Annotated in this window: 24 protein-coding genes and 1 tRNA gene; 18 read left to right on the top strand and 7 right to left on the bottom strand. The window is 55.3% G+C overall.

Translation table 11 applies throughout. The features are described 5' to 3' along the window. Positions 1 to 135: 135 nt before the first annotated feature. The 3 genes from HX884_RS08655 to HX884_RS08645 all read right to left on the bottom strand — a co-directional run bounded on the left by HX884_RS08655 (position 136) and on the right by HX884_RS08645 (position 2,590). Complete coding sequence (locus HX884_RS08655) at positions 136 to 1,335, bottom strand: tyrosine-type recombinase/integrase (protein WP_007851503.1); 1,200 nt, start codon at positions 1,333 to 1,335, stop codon at positions 136 to 138. A 175-nt stretch (positions 1,336 to 1,510) separates the two neighbouring features. After that, positions 1,511 to 1,585, bottom strand: a tRNA-Arg gene (locus HX884_RS08650). Positions 1,586 to 1,660: 75 nt separating this feature from the next. Beyond that, on the bottom strand, positions 1,661 to 2,590 hold the full coding sequence (locus HX884_RS08645) for a formate/nitrite transporter family protein (RefSeq protein WP_178327985.1): 930 nt from the start codon (positions 2,588 to 2,590) through the stop codon (positions 1,661 to 1,663). 315 nt (positions 2,591 to 2,905) lie between these two features. On the opposite strand from HX884_RS08645, the gene mlaA reads away from it, so the two are divergent. Continuing rightward, the gene (gene mlaA, locus HX884_RS08640) at positions 2,906 to 3,658 is read left to right on the top strand and encodes a phospholipid-binding lipoprotein MlaA (RefSeq protein ID WP_013098159.1); all 753 of its coding nucleotides are present in this window, start codon (positions 2,906 to 2,908) and stop codon (positions 3,656 to 3,658) included. Positions 3,659 to 3,703: 45 nt separating this feature from the next. Here the strand turns inward: mlaA and fadL are convergent, their stop codons facing one another. Continuing rightward, positions 3,704 to 5,026 (bottom strand): long-chain fatty acid transporter FadL, encoded by a 1,323-nt coding sequence (fadL, locus tag HX884_RS08635; protein ID WP_014832806.1) that lies wholly within the window; start codon positions 5,024 to 5,026, stop codon positions 3,704 to 3,706. A gap of 372 nt (positions 5,027 to 5,398) precedes the next feature. Here fadL and HX884_RS08630 point away from each other — a divergent pair, with 372 nt between their 5' ends. The 4 genes from HX884_RS08630 to sixA all read left to right on the top strand — a co-directional run bounded on the left by HX884_RS08630 (position 5,399) and on the right by sixA (position 10,059). Then, on the top strand, positions 5,399 to 5,683 hold the full coding sequence (locus HX884_RS08630) for a YfcZ/YiiS family protein (RefSeq protein ID WP_014832805.1): 285 nt from the start codon (positions 5,399 to 5,401) through the stop codon (positions 5,681 to 5,683). A gap of 224 nt (positions 5,684 to 5,907) precedes the next feature. Continuing rightward, complete coding sequence (gene fadI / locus HX884_RS08625; RefSeq protein WP_045903402.1) at positions 5,908 to 7,218, top strand: acetyl-CoA C-acyltransferase FadI; 1,311 nt, start codon at positions 5,908 to 5,910, stop codon at positions 7,216 to 7,218. Next, positions 7,218 to 9,365: a fatty acid oxidation complex subunit alpha FadJ gene (fadJ, locus tag HX884_RS08620; RefSeq protein WP_178327984.1), complete on the top strand. Its 2,148-nt coding sequence runs from the start codon at positions 7,218 to 7,220 to the stop codon at positions 9,363 to 9,365. The genes fadI and fadJ overlap by 1 nt, the downstream gene beginning before the upstream one ends. A 208-nt stretch (positions 9,366 to 9,573) precedes the next feature. Beyond that, positions 9,574 to 10,059 (top strand): phosphohistidine phosphatase SixA, encoded by a 486-nt coding sequence (gene sixA, locus HX884_RS08615; RefSeq protein WP_014832802.1) that lies wholly within the window; start codon positions 9,574 to 9,576, stop codon positions 10,057 to 10,059. Between the two features lie 46 nt (positions 10,060 to 10,105). On the opposite strand, the gene smrB is transcribed toward sixA, so the two are convergent. Further along, entirely contained in the window at positions 10,106 to 10,657 is a 552-nt protein-coding gene (smrB, locus tag HX884_RS08610; RefSeq protein WP_013098153.1) for an endonuclease SmrB, read from the bottom strand. A gap of 145 nt (positions 10,658 to 10,802) precedes the next feature. Here smrB and prmB point away from each other — a divergent pair, with 145 nt between their 5' ends. From prmB to HX884_RS08580, 6 genes are read left to right on the top strand one after another with little or no spacing between them, the layout of a single operon-like run. Continuing rightward, positions 10,803 to 11,735 (top strand): 50S ribosomal protein L3 N(5)-glutamine methyltransferase, encoded by a 933-nt coding sequence (prmB, locus tag HX884_RS08605; RefSeq protein WP_013098152.1) that lies wholly within the window; start codon positions 10,803 to 10,805, stop codon positions 11,733 to 11,735. Positions 11,736 to 11,795: 60 nt separating this feature from the next. Further along, on the top strand, positions 11,796 to 12,881 hold the full coding sequence (gene aroC, locus HX884_RS08600; RefSeq protein WP_178327983.1) for a chorismate synthase: 1,086 nt from the start codon (positions 11,796 to 11,798) through the stop codon (positions 12,879 to 12,881). A 2-nt stretch (positions 12,882 to 12,883) separates the two neighbouring features. After that, positions 12,884 to 13,708 carry a penicillin-insensitive murein endopeptidase gene (gene mepA, locus HX884_RS08595; protein ID WP_058662062.1) on the top strand — a complete coding sequence of 275 codons (825 nt, stop codon included), beginning with the start codon at positions 12,884 to 12,886 and terminating at the stop codon, positions 13,706 to 13,708. Beyond that, positions 13,708 to 14,520: a sulfite exporter TauE/SafE family protein gene (locus tag HX884_RS08590; protein ID WP_057071653.1), complete on the top strand. Its 813-nt coding sequence runs from the start codon at positions 13,708 to 13,710 to the stop codon at positions 14,518 to 14,520. The genes mepA and HX884_RS08590 overlap by 1 nt, the downstream gene beginning before the upstream one ends. Next, the gene (locus HX884_RS08585; protein ID WP_013098148.1) at positions 14,517 to 15,062 is read left to right on the top strand and encodes an elongation factor P hydroxylase; all 546 of its coding nucleotides are present in this window, start codon (positions 14,517 to 14,519) and stop codon (positions 15,060 to 15,062) included. The genes HX884_RS08590 and HX884_RS08585 overlap by 4 nt, the downstream gene beginning before the upstream one ends. A 13-nt stretch (positions 15,063 to 15,075) precedes the next feature. Next, a complete protein-coding gene (locus HX884_RS08580; RefSeq protein ID WP_013098147.1) occupies positions 15,076 to 15,354 on the top strand; it encodes a YfcL family protein in 279 nt (92 codons plus the stop codon). Positions 15,355 to 15,390: 36 nt separating this feature from the next. Here the strand turns inward: HX884_RS08580 and mnmC are convergent, their stop codons facing one another. After that, positions 15,391 to 17,388, bottom strand: a complete 1,998-nt coding sequence (gene mnmC / locus HX884_RS08575; RefSeq protein WP_178327982.1) for a bifunctional tRNA (5-methylaminomethyl-2-thiouridine)(34)-methyltransferase MnmD/FAD-dependent 5-carboxymethylaminomethyl-2-thiouridine(34) oxidoreductase MnmC — start codon at positions 17,386 to 17,388, stop codon at positions 15,391 to 15,393. A gap of 158 nt (positions 17,389 to 17,546) precedes the next feature. On the opposite strand from mnmC, the gene fabB reads away from it, so the two are divergent. Further along, the gene (fabB, locus tag HX884_RS08570; protein ID WP_013098145.1) at positions 17,547 to 18,764 is read left to right on the top strand and encodes a beta-ketoacyl-ACP synthase I; all 1,218 of its coding nucleotides are present in this window, start codon (positions 17,547 to 17,549) and stop codon (positions 18,762 to 18,764) included. Positions 18,765 to 18,832: 68 nt separating this feature from the next. Further along, positions 18,833 to 20,011 (top strand): MFS transporter, encoded by a 1,179-nt coding sequence (locus HX884_RS08565; protein ID WP_178327981.1) that lies wholly within the window; start codon positions 18,833 to 18,835, stop codon positions 20,009 to 20,011. 90 nt (positions 20,012 to 20,101) lie between these two features. Here the strand turns inward: HX884_RS08565 and flk are convergent, their stop codons facing one another. Further along, positions 20,102 to 21,106, bottom strand: coding sequence for a flagella biosynthesis regulator Flk (flk, locus tag HX884_RS08560; protein ID WP_178327980.1), 1,005 nt, complete (start codon positions 21,104 to 21,106; stop codon positions 20,102 to 20,104). Between the two features lie 113 nt (positions 21,107 to 21,219). Here flk and pdxB point away from each other — a divergent pair, with 113 nt between their 5' ends. From pdxB to accD, 5 genes are all read left to right on the top strand, one after another. Then, on the top strand, positions 21,220 to 22,356 hold the full coding sequence (gene pdxB, locus HX884_RS08555) for a 4-phosphoerythronate dehydrogenase PdxB (RefSeq protein WP_020690620.1): 1,137 nt from the start codon (positions 21,220 to 21,222) through the stop codon (positions 22,354 to 22,356). A 67-nt stretch (positions 22,357 to 22,423) separates the two neighbouring features. Further along, positions 22,424 to 23,437 (top strand): aspartate-semialdehyde dehydrogenase, encoded by a 1,014-nt coding sequence (locus HX884_RS08550; protein ID WP_013098141.1) that lies wholly within the window; start codon positions 22,424 to 22,426, stop codon positions 23,435 to 23,437. Next, entirely contained in the window at positions 23,437 to 24,249 is an 813-nt protein-coding gene (gene truA, locus HX884_RS08545; RefSeq protein ID WP_013098140.1) for a tRNA pseudouridine(38-40) synthase TruA, read from the top strand. Before HX884_RS08550 ends, truA begins: the two co-directional genes overlap by 1 nt. Before the next feature lie 28 nt (positions 24,250 to 24,277). Next, positions 24,278 to 24,937, top strand: coding sequence for a DedA family protein (locus HX884_RS08540; protein WP_013098139.1), 660 nt, complete (start codon positions 24,278 to 24,280; stop codon positions 24,935 to 24,937). A gap of 154 nt (positions 24,938 to 25,091) precedes the next feature. Further along, a complete protein-coding gene (gene accD / locus HX884_RS08535; protein ID WP_013098138.1) occupies positions 25,092 to 25,997 on the top strand; it encodes an acetyl-CoA carboxylase, carboxyltransferase subunit beta in 906 nt (301 codons plus the stop codon). Positions 25,998 to 26,036 lie beyond the last annotated feature (39 nt).

Below are 26,036 nucleotides of genomic sequence, written 5' to 3'. Positions count from 1 at the left end.
CTCTTTAAGCCATCTTAAATGACTCTGAGGTGTCTGTTAAACCCGTGGCGATTCATTTTAGGCATAAAAAAAGACCTCAGTTGAGGTCTATTTACATACTGTTGGTGCGAAGGCCGAACTCGAATCGGCTCTTCATTAACTAACTCTGGCAACGTTTCCATCCAATCGCAATCCATCCAAATAGTCCCCATACCACTGCATCATCTCTTTCCTCCCTTCAAGATACTGCGCATGGTTATAGGTCCCGCGAATCGCGTTCTTGTCCACATGCGCGAGCTGGGTCTCAATCCAAGCAGTGTTGAATCCTTCCTCATGCAAGATTGTGCTCATGGTGTGACGAAAACCATGTCCGGTTGCTCTCTTATCGTAACCAATCCTTTTAATAACCATATTGATGCTGGCTTCGCTCATTGGTTTATTAACATCGTTTCGACCTGCAAAGATAAACTGGTAAGTACCGGTCAATTGCTTTAGTTGCCGAAGTGCTGCTAAGGATTGAGCAGAAAGGGGCACTATGTGGGGTCGCCTCATCTTCATTCTACTTTTCGGTATTTCCCAGATATGGTTTTCGAAGTCGATTTCACTCCATTCTGCCATACGTAATTCGACGGTTCGTAAGCCCGTAAGCATGAGTAGTCGGGTCGCCAGAAGCGTTACTAGACTGCCGGTGTATTGTGAAAGCTTTTGTAAAAACTCGGGTAGCTCAGCAGCAGTAAGAAAGGGATAATGTTGTTTCTCGTACCCCTGTAAAGCACTACCAAGATCAGCCGCAGGGTTGTACTCGGCTCGGCCAGTAACAATAGCGTAACGGAACACTTCGCTACAACGTTGGCGCACTTTACTGGCAAGCTCCGGCGCACCTCGCTTTTCCATACGCTGCAATACAGACAGAAGCTCCAGTGGCTTTATCTCATTAACCGGCTGCGATCCAACAAAGGGAAATACATTGTTTTTGAAGGCCCGGTTAACATAGTCAGCGTAGTTTTTTGACCAGCCAGAAACTTTTGCGTTGTACCACTCAACCGCTATCGCTTCAAAAGTATTCGTAACCGATAGTTTTTGGGCAAGTAGTTCGGCTTTTTTAACTTCACCGGGATCTTTATCATTTGCCAATGTTTTTCTCGCTTCATCGCGCTTAGTGCGGGCTTCCGCAAGTGAGATGTCAGGATAGGTTCCGAACGAGAGTTTTTTCTCTTTACCGGCAAATCGATACTTCATTCGCCAGTACTTTGAACCGTTAGTATTGACCATGAGATAGAGCCCTCCGCCATCAGCGAGTTTATAGGCTTTATCTCTGGGCTTTGCAGTCTCGACCTGACGAGCATTCAGTGGCATTTGGGGGCCTCATTTTCCGTTGAACAGGATAAGCCCCCACTTAGGCCCCCAAACGTTTATTGATTCACGTAGATATGGGTAGACTTCAGTTGACGTCGCATAGCCTGAGAAGAGGGGTTATGGCTGATTATAAAAGGTTTTTATTGAATTCGGTAGACATCAGGAGAGTTATATCTGGTGTCCCCTGCAGGAATCGAACCTGCAACTAGCCCTTAGGAGGGGCTCGTTATATCCATTTAACTAAGGGGACGAGGCGGCACGAGTATACCGTTATTTACACTTTGCGTTAAGCGCATTGCCGCCCGACTGCTCAAAGAGTCACCATTCAGGCCGATTTATTTGCCGATTTTTCATCATTTTCCTGCGCTTTCAGCTCGGCTTTACGCTTATTAGACATGTCGTTACGGATCTGGGCATGACTCAACAGCGCAAAAATAAAGGTTCCGCCGCAGATGTTGCCCGCAAGCGTGGGTAGTGCAAATGGCCAGAAGAAATCGGTCCAGTGAAGCGTGCCGTTAAACACCAGATAGAGGATTTCTACAGTACCCACCACGATATGGGTGGTGTCGGCCAGCGCAATCAGCCACGTCATTAATATGATTACCACAATTTTGGCGCTGCCTGCGGACGGGAACATCCAGACCATTGTCGCGATAATCCAGCCAGAGATAATGGCGTTAGAGAACATCTCCATGGGCGTGTTTTTCATCACATCCATTCCGATTTTCACAAACGCATCCCGGGTGGGTTCATCAAATATCGGCATATATTCAAACGCCCAGGCGGCGATACCTGTGCCGATAAGGTTGCCCAGCAGGACCACGCTCCACAGACGCATCAGTAAGCCAAAGTTACCCAGGGTCGGGTTTTGCATGACCGGCAGAACGGCGGTGACCGTGTTTTCAGTAAAAAGCTGCTGGCGAGCCATAATGACGATGATAAAGCCGAAGGTGTAGCCCAGGTTCTCCAGCAAAAAGCCACCGGGTACACCTTCAAGCTGCACATGGAAAATGCCCTTTGCAAGTAGCGATGCCCCCATCGAGAGGCCGGCCGCGATAGCGGACCACAGCAGGGCCATGGCATCGCGCTCCATCTCCTTTTCCCCATCCTGACGGATATGTTCATGGATCGCCATCGCGCGGGAGGGAAGGCGATCTTCATCAATTTCTATCTTTTCACCGCGCTCTTTTTCCTCGCTCTCAATTTCAAGTTCTTCATTGCTCTCGCCAATTTTCTCTTCGCCCACGTCTTTCATAACCGCTCCAGTTGGGTGTTCTTTCTTTTAAGCGTAGCGGCTTTTAACAAAATGCCCGTGGGGATGCTCTTAAAGTGAGGGTAATGGCAACAAAGGTGAGACATCTCATTCAAAGCCATTATAAAATTGCCAGCGAAACGAATTCTAAAAGCCAGGCTATGCTGAGATCAGAGTGACGGTGGTTACTGCCCGTAATTGTGCTCATAGACATCGGTAAACGTGCTGATACAATCACTTGCACGTTTACAGACGGAGCATCAAATGCTCCGTTACGGATGGCAATCAACGATAGCCATACTGAACAGAGAGAATTTTATGAAACTTCGGCTGTCGGCGCTTGCGCTGGGCGCGACGATGCTTGTGGGCTGCGCCAGCTCCGGGGAGCAAACGGGACGCTCCGATCCTCTCGAAGGATTTAACCGCTCAATGTATAGCTTCAACTATAACGTGCTGGATCCGTATGTGGTTCGCCCGGTGGCGGTTGCATGGCGTGATTATGTTCCCCAGCCTGCGCGTAACGGGTTGAGCAATTTCACCAGTAACCTTGAAGAGCCAGCGGTGATGGTCAACTACTTCCTGCAAGGCGATCCGTATCAGGGGATGGTGCACTTTACTCGCTTCTTCCTGAACTCCCTGCTGGGGATGGGGGGCTTTATCGATGTCGCCGGCATGGCGAACCCGAAACTGCAGCGTGAACAGCCGCACCGCTTCGGGAGTACGCTGGGTCATTATGGCGTCGGTTACGGCCCGTACGTTCATCTGCCGTTCTATGGCAGCTTTACCGTGCGTGATGATGGCGGTGATATGGTGGATACGCTGTATCCGGTTCTTTCGTGGCTGACCTGGCCGCTGTCGATTGGTAAATGGACGGTAGAAGGGATTGAAACACGTGCGCAACTGCTCGATTCCGACGGTCTGCTGCGTCAGTCTTCCGATCCATACATCATGGTGCGTGAAGCTTACTTCCAGAATCATGACTTTATTGCCAATGGTGGCAAGCTGAAGCCGGAAGAGAATCCAAACGCGAAGGCAATCGAGAACGAATTAAAAGATATCGATTCGGAATAAATAAAAAAGGTGAGCGATGCTCACCTTTTTTGATCCCTGCGCGAATTAGAACGCGTAGTTGAAGTTCAGGCCATAAAGCCAGGCTTTACCTTCGGAAGAGAACTCATACGGACCTTCCTTGAAGCTGACTTTTTGACCGTGCATATACGAAACACCCGCATCGACAGAGGCATCTTTGTTGAATGCATAGGTCGCACCGGCGCTCAGCCAGAAGCGGTCCTGATCCGGAATGGAGATAGAACGTTTGTCAGCCGGAACCGGGCTATCATCGAAGGCAATACCGGTACGGAACGTCCAGTTGTCATCCATATAGTAGGTGGTACCCAGTGCGATGCGGTAGGCATCACGGAAGCTTTCATCTTTATAGAACAGCGTGTCGCCTTTGCTGTTGGTCGCTTTCAGCTCCTGGAACTGGCTCCAGCTGGTGTAGGTCAGGCTATAGTGAATCGCCCACTGTGGTGCCACGCGGTTATAACCGGACAATTCCCACATTTCCGGTAAGTGCAGACTCAGAGAACCGCCAGTGGTACGGCCATCGGTGCCCATTGGCAGGCCGAAGGTGCCGAGGATCTGGTTATAAGCAGAAGGCAGGCTGCTCTTGTAGTCGCCGTCAAAGTCGATTTTCACTTCGGAACGGTAGGTGAAACCGTAACGGTTGTTTTTATCGAGTTCATAAAGGATACCGGCGTTCCAGCCAAAGCCCCACTCGTCACCCTTCAGATACGCGATCTGGGTGTCTGCCGGGATCCCTGCAACCTGTTGTGCCAGAGGCGGCGGCAGTGCGCCGGAGCCCGCAACGATTTTGCCGAGATCGCCCGCGTAACGTTCGATTTTCGCTTTAGCATAAACGGCATCAAAGCCAACGCCGAAGCTCCAGTTACTGTTCAGACGGTAAGCACCGCTCAGGTTCAGGTTCAGAGTCTCAAGGTCGGTCTTACCGCCATAGGCTCCTGCTGCGTAGTCGTTATTAAACTCGGTCGCTAAACCATAGTTAGAGGTTACGGATGCACCCCAGCCAAACTGGTCGTTGATTGGCGCAACGAAGTGCAGATTTGGCACCCATGCCGTTGGTGCGATGTTATCGGAATTCAGGCTGGCTCCGCTCGGGGAACGGCCCGTAATATCCACACCCGGATCAACAAAGATGGCGCCCGCTGAGAACGTTGGGCGATCAAACATCATGATCAGCGCAGGGTTACGACTGGCGTTACCTGCATCATCAGCAATTGCACCTTCCCCGGAATACGCACGGCCAAGGCCAGAGGAAGAAAATTCGTTTAACTGGAAGCCCGCTGACCAGGCGGACGTAGAGACGATTGCCACTGCGACTGCCAGCGCAGTCTTGTTGAACAGGGTTTTCTGGCTCATGACCATAACCTCATTGAGTTATTTTTATTCAATAATTGTTACATACCGTAACAGGAGCGCGAAGTGTAGGGTCTGAGGTATGACTTACAAATCAGACCAGTGGCCAGAGTATAGGTCTGACCAGCTAGAATGTTGCAAGTTTGTTTATTAATATTTTCAAACATGTTTCTTGAAACGAGATCTGGTTGGCAAAAATGTGACCATCACGACTCATCCAAAAGGGCGAATTTTGTTTTAGATCATTTTTTAGTGTGATATTGGTCACTTATCCCGTTTTGCGCCATTAACGGCTGGAGAGCGTCTGCATCGGGGCGTAAAATATCAGCATCGTGTTTGTCTCGCGTCCTGCGCGAATACAGAGGAAATTGAGATATGAGTAAATGCAGTGCTGATGAAACCCCGGTTTGCTGCTGTATGGATGTTGGTACCATCATGGACAACTCCGATTGCACCGCCTCTTACAGCCGCGTGTTCACCAACCGTGCCGAAGCGGAAGAAACCCTGGCGGCGCTGAGCAAGCGCGCGCGCGACGTAGAATCCGATCCGTGTGAAATCAAGTCCACCTTCACGGAAGTGGACGGCGGCGTGAAGCTGGATATCGACTTTGTCTTCGCCTGCGAAGCTGAAACGCTGATTTTCCAACTCGGTCTGCGTTAATCTCCGCGGCCTGATGCCCTCTCCTACGGGTGAGGGTGCAAACACTCAAAACGGTAACCTCTGGGTTACCGTTCTGTTTTTACCTCGGGGCATTTTCTTTTTTCTTCTCTGTGTTTTAGTTCGCATTTTTTCGTTTCCCCAATTGGCTGAATGTAAAAAAATGGTTAAGACTATTTATCAGGTCAGACCACTTTATGTTTGCAAAATTTTTACAGGGGAATGTTATGAGTCAGGCATTACCGCTTATCACCCGACAAGGTGACCGCATTGCCATTGTCAGTGGATTGCGTACGCCGTTTGCGCGTCAGGCGACAGCGTTTCACGGCATACCGGCCGTCGATCTGGGGAAAATGGTGGTGGGGGAGATGCTGGCTCGCAGCGAAATACCGCCTGATGTCATTGAGCAGCTGGTTTTTGGCCAGGTTGTTCAGATGCCAGAAGCTCCCAACATTGCACGAGAAATTGTCCTTGGCACCGGAATGAACGTGCATACGGATGCTTACAGCGTCAGCCGTGCGTGTGCAACCAGCTTTCAGGCGGTGGCAAACGTGGCCGAAAGCCTGATGGCGGGCACCATCCGCGCCGGGATCGCCGGCGGGGCAGACTCATCCTCCGTGCTGCCGATAGGGGTCAGTAAAAAGCTGGCCCGCATTCTGGTGGATGCAAATAAAGCGCGCACCACCGGGCAAAAACTCAAGCTCTTCTCGCGTTTACGCCTTCGTGACCTGATGCCTGTTCCACCTGCGGTGGCTGAATACTCCACCGGCCTGCGCATGGGCGACACCGCCGAGCAGATGGCCAAAACCTACGGCATTACCCGGGAGCAGCAGGATGCGCTGGCTCACCGTTCCCATCAGTTGGCGGCGAAAGCCTGGTCGGAAGGCAAGCTGAACGACGAGGTGATGACCGCGTATATCCCGCCTTACCGCGAACCGCTGGTGGAAGATAACAACATTCGTGGCACTTCGACGCTGGCGGACTACGCCAGACTGCGTCCGGCATTCGACCGCAAACACGGCACCGTTACGGCCGCCAACAGTACTCCGCTGACGGATGGTGCTGCCGCGGTGATCCTGATGACCGAATCGCGAGCCAAAGAGCTTGGCCTTACCCCGCTCGGTTATCTGCGCAGCTACGCGTTCACGGCGATCGACGTCTGGCAGGACATGCTGTTAGGCCCGGCCTGGTCCACGCCGCTGGCACTGGATCGCGCAGGGTTGACCCTCGCTGATTTAACGCTGATTGATATGCACGAGGCCTTTGCCGCACAAACCCTGGCCAACGTCCAGCTACTGGCCAGCGAACGTTTTGCTCGCGATGTGCTTGGCCGCGCCCATGCCACCGGAGAAGTGGATCAAAGCAAATTTAACGTACTGGGCGGCTCTATCGCCTACGGTCATCCGTTTGCGGCGACGGGGGCGAGGATGATCACCCAAACATTACATGAGTTACGTCGCCGTGGCGGCGGTTTTGGCCTCGTCACCGCCTGCGCGGCGGGCGGTCTTGGGGCAGCAATGGTTCTGGAGGCTGAATAATGGCAATGGCATCTGCATTTAATCTGACGGTTCGCCTCGATAACGTGGCTGTGATTACCATTGATGTCCCCGACGAAAAGATGAATACCCTGAAGGCGGAATTTGGCGTTCAGGTGCGCGAGATGTTAAAGCAGATCCGCGAGAACAAAGCGATTCGCGGCCTGGTGTTTATCTCGGCAAAGCCAGACAACTTTATTGCCGGGGCCGATATCAACATGATCGCCCGGGTGCAAAGCGCGCAGGAGGCGGAAGATCTGGCGCGCCAGGGGCAGCAGGTGATGGCGGAGATCCACTCGCTGCCGATCCCGGCGATCGCCGCGATCCACGGTGCATGCCTGGGCGGTGGGCTGGAGCTGGCGCTGGCCTGTCACAGTCGTATTTGTACTGACGACGCGAAAACCGTTCTTGGGTTGCCGGAAGTACAGCTTGGGCTGCTTCCCGGCTCCGGTGGAACGCAGCGTCTGCCGCGGCTGGTTGGCGTTAGTACAGCGCTGGAAATGATCTTAACCGGCAAACAGCTGCGCGCCCGTCAGGCGCTGAAAGCGGGGCTGGTTGATGACGTCGTTCCGCATTCTATTTTGCTGGAAGCCGCCGTAGAGCTGGCGCTGGAGGGACGTCAGGCAACACGTGTTCTGCCGGTGCGTGAGCGCGTCCTGGCCGGGCCGCTGGGGCGGGCGCTGCTGTTTAGCATGGTGGGCAAGAAAACCGAACAAAAGACCAAAGGCAACTATCCGGCGGCGAAGCGCATTCTTGAGGTGATTGAAACCGGGTTGTCGCAGGGCAGCAGCAGCGGTTATGCCGCGGAGGCAAAAGCCTTTGGTGAACTGGCGATGACGCCGCAATCGCAGGCGTTGCGCAGCATCTTCTTTGCCAGCATTGACGTTAAAAAAGATCCGGGTAGTGACGCTGAACCTGCGCCGCTCAACGCCGTTGGCGTTCTCGGGGGCGGACTGATGGGCGGTGGTATTGCGTTTGTCACAGCCAGCAAAGCCAAATTGCCCGTTCGTATCAAAGACATCAACCCGAAAGGGATTAACCACGCGCTGCAGTACAGCTGGCAGAACCTTGATCGGAAGGTTAAACGCCGCCATATCAAGGCAAGCGAGCGGGATAAAACCGTGGCCATGATCAGCGGCACTACGGACTACCGTGGTTTTGCCCATCGCGATCTGGTGATTGAAGCGGTATTTGAAGATCTGGCGCTTAAGCAGCAGATGGTTGCGGACGTTGAGCAACATTGTGCACCGCACACGATTTTCGCCTCGAATACCTCTTCATTACCGATCGGTGATATCGCAGCGAAAGCCGCGCGTCCTGAGCAGGTGATTGGCCTGCACTTTTTTAGTCCGGTTGAAAAAATGCCGTTGGTTGAAGTTATTCCACACGCGTCAACCAGTCCGCAGACTGTCTCTACGGTAGTGAAACTGGCGAAAAAGCAGGGCAAAACCCCGATCGTCGTGGCAGATAAAGCGGGTTTCTACGTCAACCGAATTCTGGCGCCGTATATCAACGAAGCGATGCGCCTGCTGGTGGAAGGGGAGAAGATCGAACACGTCGACGAGGCGCTGGTCAAGTTTGGTTTCCCCGTTGGGCCAATCCAACTTTTGGATGAGGTAGGAATAGACACCGGCACTAAAATTATACCTGTGCTGGAGGCCGCATACGGCGAGCGTTTTAGCCCGCCTACAAACATTGTTTCTGCAATTTTGAAGGACGATCGCAAAGGCAGAAAAAATGAACGCGGTTTCTATCTTTACGGTGCAAAAGGGCGTAAAAGCAAGAAACAGGTCGACCCTTCGGTCTATGGGCTTATCCCAACAACCGGACAGGCGAAACTGTCTGCCGTTCAGTGTGCTGAACGCTGTGTGATGATGATGCTTAATGAAGCCGCACGCTGTTTTGGCGAGCAGGTGATTAAAAGCGCACGCGATGGCGATATTGGCGCCGTATTTGGTATTGGTTTCCCGCCGTTCCTTGGCGGCCCGTTCCGTTACATGGACACCCTCGGAGCGGGTGAAGTGGTTGCGATTCTGCAACGTCTTGCCACGCAGTATGGTCCCCGGTTTACACCCTGTGACGAATTATTGCAGATGGCGGAACGGGGCCAGACATTTTGGCCAGCAAGGGAAACTGTCCTCGTAAGTTGAGGTCAAAGAAGGGTAAATCCGGCGGTGAATGAATCTGATTTGGCGATTTTGTAAACAGAGATTGACTATACTTACGCCATTGAGGTAAAAAACAGCGTTTCATTCACCGAATGGATCAGGCACAATGCCCGGCCATCGGGTTTTCTACCTCAAGCATTAATCGCGGGTAGTTAACGCCGGTGATTCTGGTTAACAAAAGCGGTGCAATATGCAAGTTTTTATCATGCGTCACGGCGACGCGGCACTCGATGCCGCCAGTGACTCAGTACGTCCTTTAACCGTCTGCGGCTGCGACGAATCTCGTCAGATGGCGAACTGGCTTAAAGGTCAAAAAGTGGACATTGAACGCGTTCTGGTTAGTCCGTTCCTGCGTGCTGAACAGACGCTGGATGTGGTAGGGGAGTGTATGAACCTGCCGACCAGCGTGGATGTTCTCCCTGAACTCACGCCGTGTGGTGATGTCGGCCTTGTCAGTGCCTACCTGCAGGCGCTGTGCAATGAAGGTGTCGCTTCTGCACTGGTCATTTCCCACCTGCCACTGGTTGGCTATCTGGTATCTGAACTGTGCCCGGGCGAGACGCCACCGATGTTTACAACCTCCGCCATTGCCAACGTCACCCTCGACGAAACCGGCAAAGGGGTCTTCAACTGGCAAATGAGTCCATGCAATCTCCGGATGGCGAAAGCAATCTGAGGTGACGTGCGATAAGGCGGGAGCCACTATGCCTCCCGCCATGTTCTCAGGGCAGTTCTGGCGGTTGCCACTCTTCAACTTCAATCAACACCAGCAAGGCGGCATCTCCGCCGTACTCTTTAGGTGCCTGATGAAACGCCATCACGTGTGGATGCTGAGCCAGCCACAGCGGCGTTTGTTGCTTAAGAACATGTTTACCGTGGCCGTGCATCACGCAGGCACAAAACACATGTTCGCGGCGACAGGCGGCAATCAACGCCCCCAGCTCCTGTTTCGCCTGCATCTGCGTCAAACCATGCAAATCGAGAAACAGCTCGGGTGAATAATCTCCCCGGCGTAATTTTTTCAGCTCAAAGTGGCTGACATCTTCGCGAACGTACTTGACCGCACCCTGCGTGTTAAGCAGCGGCTGAAACTCATCGGAAAAATAGTGGCTATTATCCGCCTGCTCCTGCAATAGCCTTTTGACCGGTACTTCGCTGACTTTTTTGCGCATCGGCCGGTGGACAATCGTGTCCTGCTTGATTTGACGCGTCCCGGTCATGAGCTGACGGAAGAGCGCCTGATCCTCCTCGCTGAGCGATGTTTTCTTTTTCATTCGTCTTTCTCATCTCGTATTTCCGATAGTGTACCCGACTAAACGCATTTTTTAACCTCAAGCGGTATGCGTCATTGCTGATTTATCGCCGTCTTCATGGCAAACTAGCCGCCGAAAATTATGCGAGCATGCCCTGGAGGAAAGAGTGGATAAAATTTTTGTCGATGAAGCAGTAAACGAGCTGCATACCATACAGGACATGTTGCGCTGGTCGGTTAGCCGCTTCAGCGCCGCCAATATCTGGTACGGACACGGCACGGATAACCCGTGGGATGAAGCTGTTCAACTGGTGCTGCCTTCTCTCTACCTGCCGCTCGATATTCCGGAAGACATGCGCACCGCGCGTCTGACCTCCAGCGAAAAGCACCGCATCGTTGAGCGTGTGATCCGCCGCGTGAACGAGCGTATTCCGGTAGCCTATCTGACCAACAAAGCCTGGTTCTGCGGTCACGAATTCTATGTTGATGAACGCGTGCTGGTGCCGCGCTCGCCGATTGGTGAGCTGATCAACAACCACTTCGAAGGGCTGATTAACCGTCAACCACAGCACATTCTGGATATGTGTACCGGCAGCGGCTGCATTGCCATTGCCTGCGCTTATGCCTTCCCGGAAGCGGAAGTGGACGCGGTGGACATCTCCACCGACGCACTGGCGGTAACCGAGCACAACATTGAAGAACACGGGCTGATCCACCATGTTACGCCTATCCGCTCTGATCTGTTCCGTGACCTGCCGACGCTGCAGTACGATCTGATCGTAACCAACCCGCCGTACGTGGATGCGGAAGATATGTCCGATCTGCCGAACGAATATCGTCACGAGCCAGAATTGGGCCTGGCATCGGGTTCTGACGGCCTGAAGCTGACCCGCCGCATTCTGGCCTGCGCACCGGATTATCTGACCGACGACGGCGTTCTGATTTGTGAAGTGGGCAACAGCATGGTACATCTGATAGAGCAGTACCCGGATGTGCCGTTCACCTGGCTTGAGTTCGACAACGGCGGTGACGGCGTCTTTATGCTGACCAAAGCGCAGCTGCTCGACGCGCGCGAACATTTCAGCATCTACAAAGATTAATCCAGCGGGCTTCGGCCCGTTTCACAACGCTCACACACAAATAACGACATCGGAGCCGTGATGGCAGGAAACAGTATTGGACAAATATTCCGCGTGACCACCTTTGGTGAGTCGCACGGGCTGGCACTGGGCTGTATCGTTGACGGCGTACCGCCAGGCATCGAACTCACCGAAGCCGATTTACAGCACGACCTTGACCGTCGTCGTCCGGGCACCTCTCGCTACACCACGCAGCGTCGCGAGTCGGACCAGGTCAAAATTCTCTCAGGTGTTTTTGAAGGCCGCACCACCGGGACCAGTATTGGTCTGCTGATTGAAAACACCGACCAACGTTCTCAGGACTACGGTGCCATCAAGGATGTGTTCCGTCCAGGCCACGCTGACTACACCTACGAACAAAAGTACGGTTTTCGCGACTATCGCGGCGGTGGACGCTCCTCCGCGCGTGAAACTGCGATGCGCGTCGCCGCAGGGGCAATTGCCAAGAAATACCTGCAGCAGAAATTTGGCATCGTGATCCGCGGTTGCCTGACCCAGATGGGTGACATTCCGCTGGCCATTAAAGACTGGGAGCAGGTTGAACAAAACCCGTTCTTCTGTGCTGATGTCGAGAAGCTGGAGGCGCTGGACGAGCTGATGCGTGGCCTGAAAAAAGAGGGCGACTCTATCGGTGCAAAAGTGACCGTGGTGGCTGACGGCGTACCGCCAGGCTGGGGTGAGCCTGTATTTGACCGTCTGGACGCGGACATTGCCCACGCGCTGATGAGCATCAATGCGGTGAAGGGCGTCGAAATTGGCGACGGTTTTGACGTGGTTCAGCTTCGCGGCAGCCAGAACCGTGACGAAATTACAAAAGAGGGCTTCCAGAGCAATCATGCGGGTGGCATTCTCGGCGGCATCAGCAGCGGGCAGCAGATTATTGCCAATATCGCGCTGAAGCCAACGTCCAGTATTACCGTGCCGGGCCACACGATTAACCGCTCTGGTGAAGAAGTTGAGATGATCACCAAAGGACGTCACGATCCGTGTGTCGGGATCCGCGCGGTGCCAATCGCAGAAGCCATGCTGGCAATCGTGTTGATGGATCACTTCCTGCGCCAGCGTGCGCAGAATGCGGATGTGACGACCACCATTCCACGCTGGTAACTATGAAAAAAACCGCAATTGCTCTGCTGGCGCTACTCGCCAGTGGGGCCAGTCTGGCCGCCACGCCATGGCAAAAAATCACTCACCCGGTGGCGGGAAGCGCGCAGTCGATTGGTGCGTTCTCCAATGGCTGTATCGTTGGTGCGCAGGAACTTCCTCTGCAGTCGGATACTTATCAGGTGATGCGTACCGACCAGCGTCGTTACTTCGGCCACCCGGATCTGGTGCTGTTTATCCAGCGTCTGGGCAACCAGGTGCATAACCTGGGGCTGGGTACGATGCTGATTGGCGATATGGGTATGCCTGCTGGCGGTCGTTTCAACGGTGGGCACGCCAGTCACCAGACCGGGCTGGATGTGGATATTTTCCTGCAGTTGCCTAAAACGCGCTGGTCCTCGGCCCAACTGCTGAAGCCGCAGGCGCTGGATCTGGTGGCGCGCGACGGCAAAAGCGTTGTGCCGTCGCTGTGGACCCCGGATGTTTTCAGCCTGATTAAGCTGGCAGCGAAGGACAACGAGGTCACGCGGATCTTCGTTAACCCGGCCATCAAGCAGCAGCTCTGCCTGGATGAGGGAACCGATCGCGACTGGCTGCGCAAAGTGCGTCCGTGGTTCCAGCATCGTGCGCATATGCACGTACGTCTGCGCTGCCCGGCAAACAGTCTGGAATGTGAAGATCAGCCGCTACCACCGCCAGGCGATGGCTGCGGTGCGGAACTGCAAAGCTGGTTTGAACCGGCAAAACCTGGAACCTCTAAGCCTGAGAAGAAGACACCGCCTCCGTTGCCGCCTTCCTGCCAGGCGCTACTGGATGAGCATGTACTTTAATGGATAATTTCGTCGACCTGTTTATGGTGTCACCGCTGCTGCTGGTGGTGCTGTTCTTTGTGGCAATGCTGGCCGGTTTTATCGATGCCCTCGCGGGCGGTGGCGGATTGCTTACCGTTCCGGCGCTGCTGGCGGCGGGCATGAGCCCGGCTCAGGCGCTTGCCACCAACAAGCTTCAGGCCTGCGGCGGGTCCCTTTCTGCGTCGCTCTATTTTATTCGCCGTAAGGTGGTTAATCTTGCCGATCAGAAGCTCAATATTCTGATGACCTTCATCGGCTCAACCTCCGGTGCGCTGTTGGTTCAGCACGTACAGTCTGACATTCTGCGTCAGATCCTGCCGGTGCTGGTCATCTGTATTGGTCTCTACTTTCTGCTGATGCCAAAGCTCGGTGAAGAGGACAGGCAGCGTCGGCTGCATGGTCTGCCGTTCGCGCTTATCGCAGGCGGCTGCGTCGGGTTTTACGATGGCTTCTTTGGCCCAGGCGCCGGGTCGTTCTATGCCCTGGCGTTTGTCACGCTGGCCGGATTTAACCTCGCCAAATCTACCGCCCACGCTAAAGTGCTGAATGCCACCTCGAACGTCGGCGGCCTGCTGCTGTTTATCATCGGCGGCAAGGTTATCTGGGCAACCGGGTTTGTGATGATGGCGGGGCAGTTTTTAGGCGCGCGCGCGGGCTCGCGTCTGGTATTAAGCAAAGGACAGAAGCTGATTCGCCCGATGATCGTCATCGTCTCGGCGGTGATGAGCGCCAAGCTTCTTTATGACAGCCATGGACCGGAGATCCTCACCTGGCTGGGGATGAATGCATGAACAGTACGCATAACTATGAACAGCTGATTGAGATTTTTGACGGCTGTTTTGCTGATGATTTTAATACCCGTCTGATTAAAGGCGACGACGAACCGATCTATCTTCCTGCTGATGCAGAGGTGCCCTATAACCGCATCGTGTTTGCGCATGGTTTTTACGCCAGTGGCCTGCATGAGATTTCACACTGGTGCATTGCGGGAAAAGCGCGTCGCGAGCTGGTGGACTTTGGTTACTGGTACTGTCCGGACGGACGTGACGCGGCCACGCAGGGTCAGTTTGAAGATGTGGAAGTCAAACCGCAGGCGCTGGAGTGGCTGTTCTGCGTGGCGGCGGGTTTCCCGTTCAACGTCAGCTGTGACAATCTCGAAGGGGATTTCGAGCCAGACCGTATTCTCTTCCAGCGCCGCGTACATGCGCAGGTGATGGAGTATCTTGAGAAAGGCATCCCGGAACGCCCGGCACGCCTGATCAAGGCTTTACAGAATTATTACCATACGCCGGAGATCACGGCGGAATGCTTCCCGTGGCCGGAAGATCTTTAACAGAGGAAAGAAGATGATCGCAGAATTTGAATCACGCATTCTGGCGTTAATTGATGACATGGTGGAACACGCCAGTGATGATGAGCTGTTCGCCAGCGGTTATCTGCGTGGTCACCTGACGCTGGCCGTTGCCGAGCTGGAAGCCGGGGACGATCACTCTGCCGAGGCCATTCATGATGAAGTGAGCCGCAGTCTGGAAAAAGCCATCCAGGCGGGCGAGCTTTCTCCCCGCGACCAGTCTCTGGTGCTGGGTATGTGGGACAACCTGTTCCAGCAGGCGAAAGCGAAGTAAGCGTTTCACCTCCCTCTCCCGGTGGGAGAGGGCACCCTACTTAACCTGCTTCCCCTTCAGCAATTTCCGCACCCACAAACGATTCGGATTCAGCCCTGCGAGCGTGGTGCTGTCCAGCGGAATGGGCTCATCGCTCATTTGCGCCGCTAACGCTTCAGCCAGCAGCGGTGCAGAACACAACCCGCGCGAGCCCAGCCCGCCCAGCATAAACAGCTCCGGATAGACCGGTGAGACCACAGCCGTCTCCTTGTGTTCAGCCAGATCCTGATACGCCTCAAGCGTTGCCTCATAGTCCGGTACATTTCCCGCCATGGGCAGATGATCGCGGGTGGCGCAGCGTACGCCGCAGCGCGCTTCGCCCCCGCTGACGTCAACCTCTCTCGCCCACGCCGCGTCCGGGAAGCAGTCAATCAGGCGCTGGCGGTTCTGCTGCTGATCCTCCTCGCGGTAATGCGTGTCTGTTTCACCGCGATGGTAACTGGCACCAATGCAGTGATGAGCGTTAGACGGATTTTGCGGCGTCAGGTAGCCGTCATAGCACAGCACCTGGCGTAGTTGGCTCAGTGCAGGCGCGGCCGGAATATGGCTCACCTGGCCGCCAACCGGATAAACGGGCAATGTCTCTGTCTGGACAAACTGACTGATGTGATGTCCGTTTGCCAGCACAACGCTGGCATGCGTGGCCTCTTTGCCATCGGCAAAGCGCAGGGTCCAGTGGGCTGTACGGCTAAGCGATGCAACCTTATGAGCATAATGCACCGTCAGCCCGCGTGACTGTGCCAGGGTAATCGCCGCAGTGGTCAATTCGGCAGGGCACAGCCAGCCGCCGAGCGGATACTGAATACCGCCGCAGCCCGTCTCAACGCCGGTGGTGTCTGTCACCGTTTGCGCACTTACCGCGCGGGCAATCTCTTCCGGCAGGCCCAGCGACAGCATCTGCGCGATTTTTTGCTGGCTCTTTTCATCCCAGCCGAGCTGCGTCACGCCGCACCAGTCATGGTCGAATGCCACCGGAAGAGTGTCGTATACGCGACGGGCGAAGGTAAAGGCCGCGGGGAAAAACTGGAACAGCGCCGGGTCGTGCGTGCTTAAAAGCGGATAAAGGGCTCCCTGACGGTTGCCGGAGGCGCCGTTTGCCGGAGCCGGGTCAGCACAGTAGAGCGTCACCTGCCAGCCGCGATGTAAAAGCGCGAGCGAAAGCAGAGCGCTGGCAATCCCTCCGCCGATTATCGCCACCTCACGGGAGGCGCTGGCGCGGCGTGCAAACCAGGGCGCCCGGGCGGGGATCGCCAGCGTCTGCTCCATCGTCCCGACCAGCATGTCGCGCTTGCGGCCAAACCCTTTGGTTTTTCGCATCGTAAAGCCTGCTTCCTGTAAGCCGCGGCGGACAAACCCCGCCGAGGTAAAGGTCGCGAGCGTTGCGCCAGGCCGCGCCAGACGCGCCATGGCGCTAAACAGATGCTGACTCCACATCTCCGGGTTTTTGGCTGGCGCAAACCCGTCAAGGAACCACGCGTCCACCTTCTGGTTCATCGAATCATCAAGCTTATCGGTCAGTTCGTTTATATCGCCGAGCCATAAGTCCAGCGTGACGCGTCCACCGTCCAGCAGCAGACGATGGCAACCGCCGATGGCGGGCGGCCACTGCGCCTGAAGCTGTTCAGCCCACGGGGCAAGCTCCGGCCAGCGCTGGTGCGCCAGGTGCAGGTCGTGCGCGGTGAGCGGAAATTTTTCGAAACTGATGAAATGTAATCTTTGTAGCGTAGCCTCAGGATGGGCAGCGTGAAACTGGTCGAAAGCCTGCCAGAGGGTCAGAAAATTCAGCCCGGTACCGAACCCGCTCTCTGCGACGACAAACAGACTGCGCGGATGGGCGGGAAAGCGAGCGCTGAGCTGATTTCCGTCGAGGAAAACATAGCGGGTTTCTTCCAGTCCGTTATCATTAGAAAAATAGACGTCATCAAAATCTCGGGAAACAGGTGTACCCTCAGCGTTGAATTCGAGGTTGGCGGGTTGTATAGCGTTTTGTTTCACGTAAGTTACTCGTCTGACAGGCAGTGGCACGATCTTAACGATGTGAGTCCATCGGTGCAAATTTCCGCAGAAAATGTCTGATCGGACTTGTTCGGCGTACAAGTGTACGCTATTGTGCGACTCGAAACTTACTATAGTGCGACTTACAGAGGTATTGAATGAAACGTGCAGTGATTACTGGCCTGGGCATTGTTTCCAGCATCGGTAATAACCAGCAGGAAGTCCTGGCATCTCTGCGTGAAGGACGCTCCGGGATCACTTTCTCTGAAGAGTTTAAAGATTCAGGTATGCGTAGCCACGTATGGGGTAACGTCAAACTGGACACCACCGGTTTGATTGACCGTAAAGTGGTTCGTTTCATGAACGATGCCTCTATTTATGCTTATCTCTCCATGCAGGAAGCGATCAAAGATTCTGGCCTGAGCGAAGAGGTTTACCAGAACAACCCGCGCGTGGGTCTGATTGCCGGTTCCGGTGGTTCATCCAAAGCGCAGGTATTCGGTGCTGACGCCATGCGTAGCCCGCGTGGTCTGAAAGCAGTAGGTCCGTACGTGGTAACCAAAGCCATGGGTTCTGCGGTCTCCGCGTGCCTGGCAACCCCATTCAAAATTCATGGTGTGAACTACTCCATCAGCTCTGCATGTGCGACGTCCGCACACTGCATCGGTAATGCTGTTGAGCAGATCCAACTGGGTAAACAGGACATCGTATTTGCTGGCGGCGGCGAAGAGCTGGGCTGGGAAATGGCCTGTGAATTCGACGCGATGGGTGCCCTGTCTACCAAATACAATGAAACCCCGGCTAAAGCATCCCGTACCTATGATGCGCACCGTGACGGTTTTGTTATCGCAGGCGGCGGCGGTATGGTTGTGGTTGAAGAGCTGGAACACGCTCTGGCACGTGGCGCGCACATCTACGCTGAGATCGTGGGCTATGGTGCAACGTCTGACGGCGCTGACATGGTTGCTCCATCCGGCGAAGGCGCGGTGCGCTGCATGAAGATGGCGATGCACGGCGTTGATACTCCAATCGACTACCTGAACTCCCACGGGACTTCTACGCCGGTAGGCGATGTGAAAGAACTGGGTGCGATCCGTGAAGTCTTCGGCGACAACAGCCCGGCAATCTCCGCGACCAAAGCCATGACCGGTCACTCTCTGGGTGCAGCTGGCGTGCAGGAAGCAATCTACTCTCTGCTGATGCTGGAAAATGGCTTTATCGCGCCAAGCATCAACATCGAAGAGATGGACGAGCAGGCAGCGGGCCTGAACATCGTGACCGAAACCACTGAACGTGAGCTGACGACCGTGATGTCCAACAGCTTCGGTTTTGGCGGCACCAACGCCACGCTGGTGATGCGCAAGCTGAAAGCGTAAGCGTTTGAAGGTATAGTAGAAGGGAGCCGCGAGGCTCCCTTTTTTTATGCCTGAACACGGAGTTACGCATGAAGGCCGTTATCCCTGAGAAGAGTACCCCTTCCGGGAACCTTTCCCTTTTCCGTATCGCCTTTGCGGTATTTCTGACCTACATGACCGTTGGCCTGCCGCTGCCTGTTATCCCGCTGTTTGTTCACCAGGAGCTGGGCTACGGCAATACCCTGGTTGGCATCGCCGTGGGTATTCAGTTTTTAGCTACCGTATTAACCCGCGGCTACGCCGGGCGTCTGGCGGACCAGCACGGTGCCAAACGCTCAGCGCTGCAGGGCATGTTTGCCTGCGGGCTGGCGGGCGCAGCGTGGATGCTTGCCGCGCTTCTGCCGGTCGACGCGGCGTATAAATTTGCCCTGCTGGTGGTGGGACGTTTGATTCTCGGCTTTGGTGAAAGCCAGCTGCTGACCGGCACCCTGACCTGGGGAATGGGGCTGGTAGGCCCAGCGCGCTCGGGCAAAGTGATGTCCTGGAACGGTATGGCTATCTATGGCGCACTCGCGGCAGGTGCGCCGCTGGGGCTGTTGATCCACAGCCAGTTCGGTTTTGCCGCGCTGGCGGCCACCACCATGCTGTTACCGCTGCTGGCATGGGCATTTAACGGCTCCGTGCGCAAAGTACCTGCCCATAAAGGTGAGCGTCCTTCCCTGTGGAGCGTAATAGGTCAAATCTGGCAGCCGGGGCTGGGGCTGGCGCTACAGGGCGTGGGCTTCGCGGTGATTGGGACATTCGTTTCGCTGTACTTTATGAGCCGCGGCTGGGCGATGGCGGGCTTTACGCTAACCGCCTTTGGTGGCGCGTTTGTCCTGATGCGCGTGCTGTTCGGCTGGATGCCGGATCGCTTTGGTGGCGTGAAGGTGGCCGTGGCGTCGCTGGTGATTGAGACCCTCGGTTTGCTGCTGCTGTGGTATGCCCCTGTGGCCTCCGTTGCCCTTCTCGGAGCGGCACTGACCGGCTGCGGCTGTTCCCTGATCTTCCCGGCGCTGGGGGTTGAGGTGGTAAAACGCGTCGCGCCACAGGTGCGCGGTACGGCGTTGGGCGGTTATGCGGCGTTTCAGGACATCTCATACGGTGTCACCGGACCGCTGGCGGGGCTCCTGGCCACGTCGTTTGGTTATCCCTCTGTCTTCCTGGCGGGTGCGGTTTCAGCCGTTGTTGGGATCGTGGTGACGCTGGTGGCGTTTCGCAGGTCTTGAGCCGTTGTCTCCGGATGGCGGCTTCGCCTTACCCGGCCTACGGTTCGGGTCGTTGTAGGCCCGGTAAGCGCAGCGCCACCGGGCAAAACATCAGGCAACCAGCCAGAAAATTGCCAGCGCAATCAGTAACGCAATAAACAGTAATCCCGGACGCGCAGAGAGGGTTCTGAAGGTCTCCACCACCGGCGCAAACAGCGGGCTATAGATCGGTTGAATATCCCTGACTTCCGGCACGCCGCCTTCTCGCTCGGCGCGGCGAATAAAGATCTGATTCAGCAAATCTTGCACCTGCGCGGTGGTCAGTACCGTTTGCGGCGTGGCCTGCCAGGTCTGCTGGGCGTAATCCCGAATCACCTCAAATTCATGCGGCTCCAGCGGCTGCTTCAGTGCCGCCTGTAGCGTATGCAGGGTAGGGGTACTTTGGGTGCTCAGCGTCTGGCGAGCCTGTAGCCAGGTGACCAGATGCGTAAACTGTTTGGCCGGGATCAGCTCGCCCGCCTTCACGCCGGAAAGCTCCAGCATCGACTGCCAGATAAGCTTTGTTGATTCGCCGGTGGCGGCGGCCAGCCTGGTCACCATCTGATTCAACGTATTGTGTTCAGCAGGCAGCAGCGGACGCTCGGTTGACGGACGCTGTTGCGGTTGCGGGATGGTCAGCTGATTGGTTTGCAGCAGCGTCAGCACGGTTTTCAGCTGCTCTGGCGTTAGCTGGCTCAGGGCGGTCTGGCCAAACTGCTGGCGAATGAAATCACTGACTGCCTGACGGTTGTTGCCCTGGCCCAACAGCTCGGTCAGTTGTGCAACTATCTGGCGAGTGGTGTGATTTTGCTGTGCGGTGGTAATACGCTGATTCAGATTTTGCTCGGCCGCAGGGAAGTGGCGCGACTGCAACGGTGCATCGTTCCGGACGCCTAAATCATGCTTTACCCCGGCCCAGACTTCCGCATTTTGCTGTGAAGTGAGCGCGATCAGGCGCGTGATCAGGCGCTCCAGCACGGTGCGCTGTTGCGTGGAAAGCGGTTGTTCACCTGCAACGTTTGGCGTGACAGGGCCTTCACCCGGAGGGCGTGGTGGCGTACCTGAAATAGGCTGCATCGTCAAAAATCCTTAAAGTCAAAACTCAGCGTAAACCCGGCATGCATATATGCCTGGCGGCCAGATTATGGCACACTTGGCAGGTTTTCTTCCTCTCAAACAGGTACTCAGACGTGAAAATCCTCGTTGATGAAAATATGCCTTACGCCCGCGAGCTCTTTAGCCGCCTTGGTAATGTTAAGGCTGTCCCTGGTCGACCCATTCCGGTAAACGAGCTGGATGATGCCGATGCCCTGATGGTGCGCTCGGTGACCAAAGTAAATGAGGCGTTGCTCTCCGGCAAAGCGATTAAATTCGTCGGAACCGCAACGGCCGGGACGGATCATGTGGATGACAAATGGCTTACGCAGGCGGGGATCGGATTTTCCGCCGCGCCTGGCTGTAACGCCATTGCGGTAGTGGAATACGTTTTCTCTTCTCTGCTGATGCTGGCAGAGCGCGACGGTTTTGCGCTGAAAGACCGCACCGTAGGCATTGTCGGGGTGGGCAACGTGGGAGGACGCCTGCAAAAACGCCTTGAGGCGTTAGGCATTCGCACCCTGCTGTGTGATCCGCCGCGTAAAGACAACGGTGATGAAGGCGACTTCCGCCCCCTGGATGAGCTGGTTGAAGCATGTGACGTCATCACCTTCCATACGCCCCTCTTCAAAGAGGGGGCCTATAAGACGCTCCATCTTGCTGACGAGGCGCTGATCCGTCGTCTGAAGGCTGGCACTATTCTGATAAATGCCTGTCGTGGCCCGGTCGTCGATAACGCCGCGCTGCTGAAATGTCTGGAAGAGGGGCAGGATCTCAGCGTGGTGCTGGACGTCTGGGAGCCGGAGCCCGATCTCAACGTTGCGCTGCTGAATAAGGTCGACGTTGCAACCGCGCATATTGCGGGTTATACACTCGAAGGAAAGGCCCGTGGTACCACCCAGGTCTTTGAGGCCTATAGCGCCTTTATTGGCCGTCCGCAGCAGGTGGCGCTGGACACCTTACTCCCCGCGCCTGAATTTGGCCGCATTACCCTGCATGGCCCGCTCGATCAGGCAACGCTGAAAAGGCTGGTTCATTTGGTGTATGATGTGCGCCGCGATGATGCGCTGCTGCGTAAAGTGGCGGGGATCCCGGGGGAGTTTGACAAGCTGCGCAAGAATTACGTTGAGCGCCGTGAATGGTCTTCTCTGTATGTCATGTGCGATGACGCAGCGGCGGCAACGCTGCTGCATAAACTGGGTTTTAACGCCGTTCATCACCCGGCGCATTAATGTCTTCTTAACGCTCCCTGTTGGATACTCCGACAGGGACGCTTTTTTATTTCTGGAGTAAACCACCATGTCTGAAGGCTGGAACATTGCCATTTTAGGTGCCACGGGTGCCGTGGGTGAAGCCCTGCTCGAAACCCTTGCTGAGCGTCAGTTCCCGGTGGGTGATATCTATGCACTGGCGCGCACTGACAGCGCCGGTGAGCATCTGCGTTTTGGCGGCAAATCCGTCATGGTTCAGGATGCCGCCGAATTCGACTGGACGCAGGCGCAGCTGGCCTTTTTTGCGGCAGGTGCTGAAGCCACCGCGTCGTACATTGAAGACGCGACGAATTCTGGCTGTCTGGTGATCGATCTGAGCGGCCTGTTCTCGATGGAGCCGGATGTCCCGCTGGTGGTGCCGGACGTGAACCCGTTTGTCCTGGCCGACTACCGTAACCGCAATATCATTGCGGTTCCCAATAGCCTGACCAGCCAGCTGCTGACCGCTCTTAAACCTTTAATCGACGATGGCGGTCTGTCGCGTATCACCGTGACCAGCCTGCTTTCCGCTTCTGCGCAAGGCAAAAAGGCCGTCGACGCGCTGGCCGGACAGAGTGCGAAGCTCCTGAACGGCATCCCGATTGACGAAGACGATTTCTTCGGCCGTCAGCTGGCATTCAATATGCTGCCGCTGCTGCCGGATCGTGAAGGCTCCGTGCGTGAAGAGCGCCGTATCGTCGACGAAGCGCGCAAAATTCTGCAGGACGAGGGGCTGATGATCTCCGCAAACGTCGTGCAGTCGCCGGTCTTTTACGGTCATGCGCAGATGGTAGGTTTCGAAGCCCTGCGTCCGCTGGCCGCTGAAGAAGCGCGTGATGCGTTCGGCCGCGGTGAAGACATTGTGCTCTCCGAAGAGAGTGAATTCCCGACGCAGGTTGGCGATGCCACCGGCAGCGCACACCTCTCGGTGGGCTGCGTACGGAATGATTACGGTATGCCGGAGCAGGTTCAGTTCTGGTCCGTAGCCGATAACGTGCGCTTCGGCGGCGCGCTGATGGCGGTCAAAATCGCTGAAAAACTGGTGCAGGAGTATCTGTACTGATGTCAGACGTGGAACAAAAGCCGGTTCATAAAGTCGCCCTCGGTATCGAGTACGACGGCAGTAAATATTATGGCTGGCAGCGTCAAAATGAGGTGCGCAGTGTCCAGGAAAAACTGGAGAAAGCGCTCTCTCAGGTGGCGAACGAACCGATTAACGTCCTGTGTGCAGGGCGCACTGACGCCGGTGTCCACGGAACGGGGCAGGTGGTTCACTTTGAAACCACCGCCGTGCGCAAGGACGCTGCCTGGACGTTGGGTGTAAATGCGAATTTACCTGGTGACATTGCGGTGCGCTGGGTGAAAGCTGTGCCGGATGATTTTCATGCGCGTTTCAGCGCCACTGCGCGCCGTTATCGCTATGTCATCTACAATCAGCGTCTTCGTCCGGCGGTGTTAAGCCAGGGCGTGACGCATTTTTATGAACCGCTGGATGCAGAACGTATGCATCGTGCGGCGCAGTGTCTGATTGGTGAAAATGACTTTACCTCGTTTCGTGCGGTGCAGTGTCAGTCCCGCACGCCGTGGCGTAACGTCATGCACATAAACGTCAGCCGTTTTGGCGCGTATGTGGTGGTGGATATCAAAGCCAATGCCTTTGTACATCATATGGTGCGGAATATTGTGGGCAGCCTGATGGAAGTGGGCGCCGGACACCAGCCGGAGAGCTGGATTGCAGAACTGCTGGCAGCGAAGGACAGAACGCTTGCGGCAGCAACGGCGAAAGCGGAAGGGCTGTATCTGGTCTCGGTGGACTATCCGGACCGGTTTGACCTGCCAAAACCGCCAATGGGCCCGCTGTTTCTGGCGGACTAAACAAAGGTGCAATTAAGGCTTAGACAATATGGACGTAATACGTTTTCTGATTGATTTCATTCTGCATATTGATGTTCACCTGGCGGAGCTGGTCGCGCAGTATGGCGTCTGGGTGTATGCCATTCTGTTCCTCATTCTGTTCTGTGAAACCGGTCTGGTAGTCACGCCATTTCTGCCGGGGGATTCGCTGCTGTTCGTCGCGGGGGCGTTATCTGCGCTGCCTGGCAACGATTTGAATGTGCACATAATGGTGGTGCTGATGGTGATCGCCGCAATTGTCGGTGACGCGGTCAACTACACCATTGGACGGGTCTTCGGTGAGCGCTTATTCAGCAATCCGGACTCAAAAATTTTCCGTCGTAGCTATTTAGATAAAACCCACGCGTTTTATGAGCGCCACGGTGGAAAAACCATTATACTTGCGCGTTTTGTGCCTATTGTGCGTACATTTGCGCCATTTGTGGCGGGAATGGGGCACATGTCCTATCGTCATTTTGCGGCATACAACGTCATTGGCGCGCTGCTGTGGGTGCTGCTCTTTACCTATGCAGGCTACCTGTTTGGCGATCTCCCTGTGGTTCAGGAAAACCTTAAGTTACTGATTGTAGCGATTATTGTGCTTTCTGTTTTACCGGGTGTTATCGAAATTATTCGTCACAAGCGCGCGGCAGCAAAGCAAGCGAAGTAAATGCACGCAGGCGGTTCGACCACTTTTTTATCCAAAGTTTCGGGCTGTTATGTTTTAATGTGCAACATTCATGGTCTGTTGGAGGCAAAAATGGCATTATTCGCCTCTTACAGCAAAACTGGCATACGACCAGGTTCAGGCAGAAAGGTTATCAATGAGCTGGATTGAACGAATTAAAAGCAACATTACCCCAACGCGTAAAGCGAGCATTCCTGAAGGGGTATGGACGAAGTGTGATAGCTGTGGTCAGGTTCTGTATCGCGCAGAACTGGAACGCAATCTTGAGGTGTGTCCGAAGTGTGACCACCACATGCGCATGACGGCGCGTAATCGCCTGCACAGCCTGCTGGACGAAGGTTCTCTGGTAGAACTGGGTAGCGAGCTTGAGCCAAAAGATGTGCTCAAGTTCCGTGATTCCAAAAAATATAAAGATCGTCTGGCCTCTGCACAGAAAGAGACCGGCGAGAAAGACGCGCTGGTCGTGATGAAAGGCACCCTGCACGAGATGCCGGTAGTGGCCGCCGCGTTTGAGTTCTCCTTCATGGGTGGCTCAATGGGTTCCGTGGTCGGTGCGCGCTTTGTGCGTGCTGTTGAGCAGGCGCTGGAAGACAACTGCCCGCTGATCTGCTTCTCCGCCTCTGGCGGTGCACGTATGCAGGAAGCGCTGATGTCCCTGATGCAGATGGCGAAAACCTCTGCTGCGCTGGCTAAAATGCAGGAGCGCGGTCTGCCGTACATCTCTGTACTGACCGACCCAACCATGGGTGGCGTCTCTGCAAGCTTTGCGATGCTGGGCGATCTGAACATCGCTGAGCCAAAAGCGCTGATCGGCTTTGCTGGTCCTCGCGTTATCGAGCAGACCGTACGTGAAAAACTGCCGCCGGGCTTCCAGCGCAGTGAGTTCCTTATTGAGAAAGGCGCGATTGACATGATCGTCCGCCGCCCGGAAATGCGCCTGAAACTGGCGAGCATCCTGGCGAAGCTGATGAATCTGCCGGCGCCGAACCCGGATGAGCCGCGCGAAGGTGTGGTAGTACCGGATCAGGAACCCGAGGCCTGATAACTGAAAAGGGCAGGGCCGGTTGGCGCTGCCCTTTTG

It is taken from the genome of Enterobacter sp. SECR19-1250, from assembly GCF_013391025.1.
Taxonomy (GTDB): domain Bacteria; phylum Pseudomonadota; class Gammaproteobacteria; order Enterobacterales; family Enterobacteriaceae; genus Enterobacter; species Enterobacter cloacae.
Note: the sequence above shows the minus strand (reverse complement) of the source record. Positions and strands in the feature narration are given on the sequence as shown.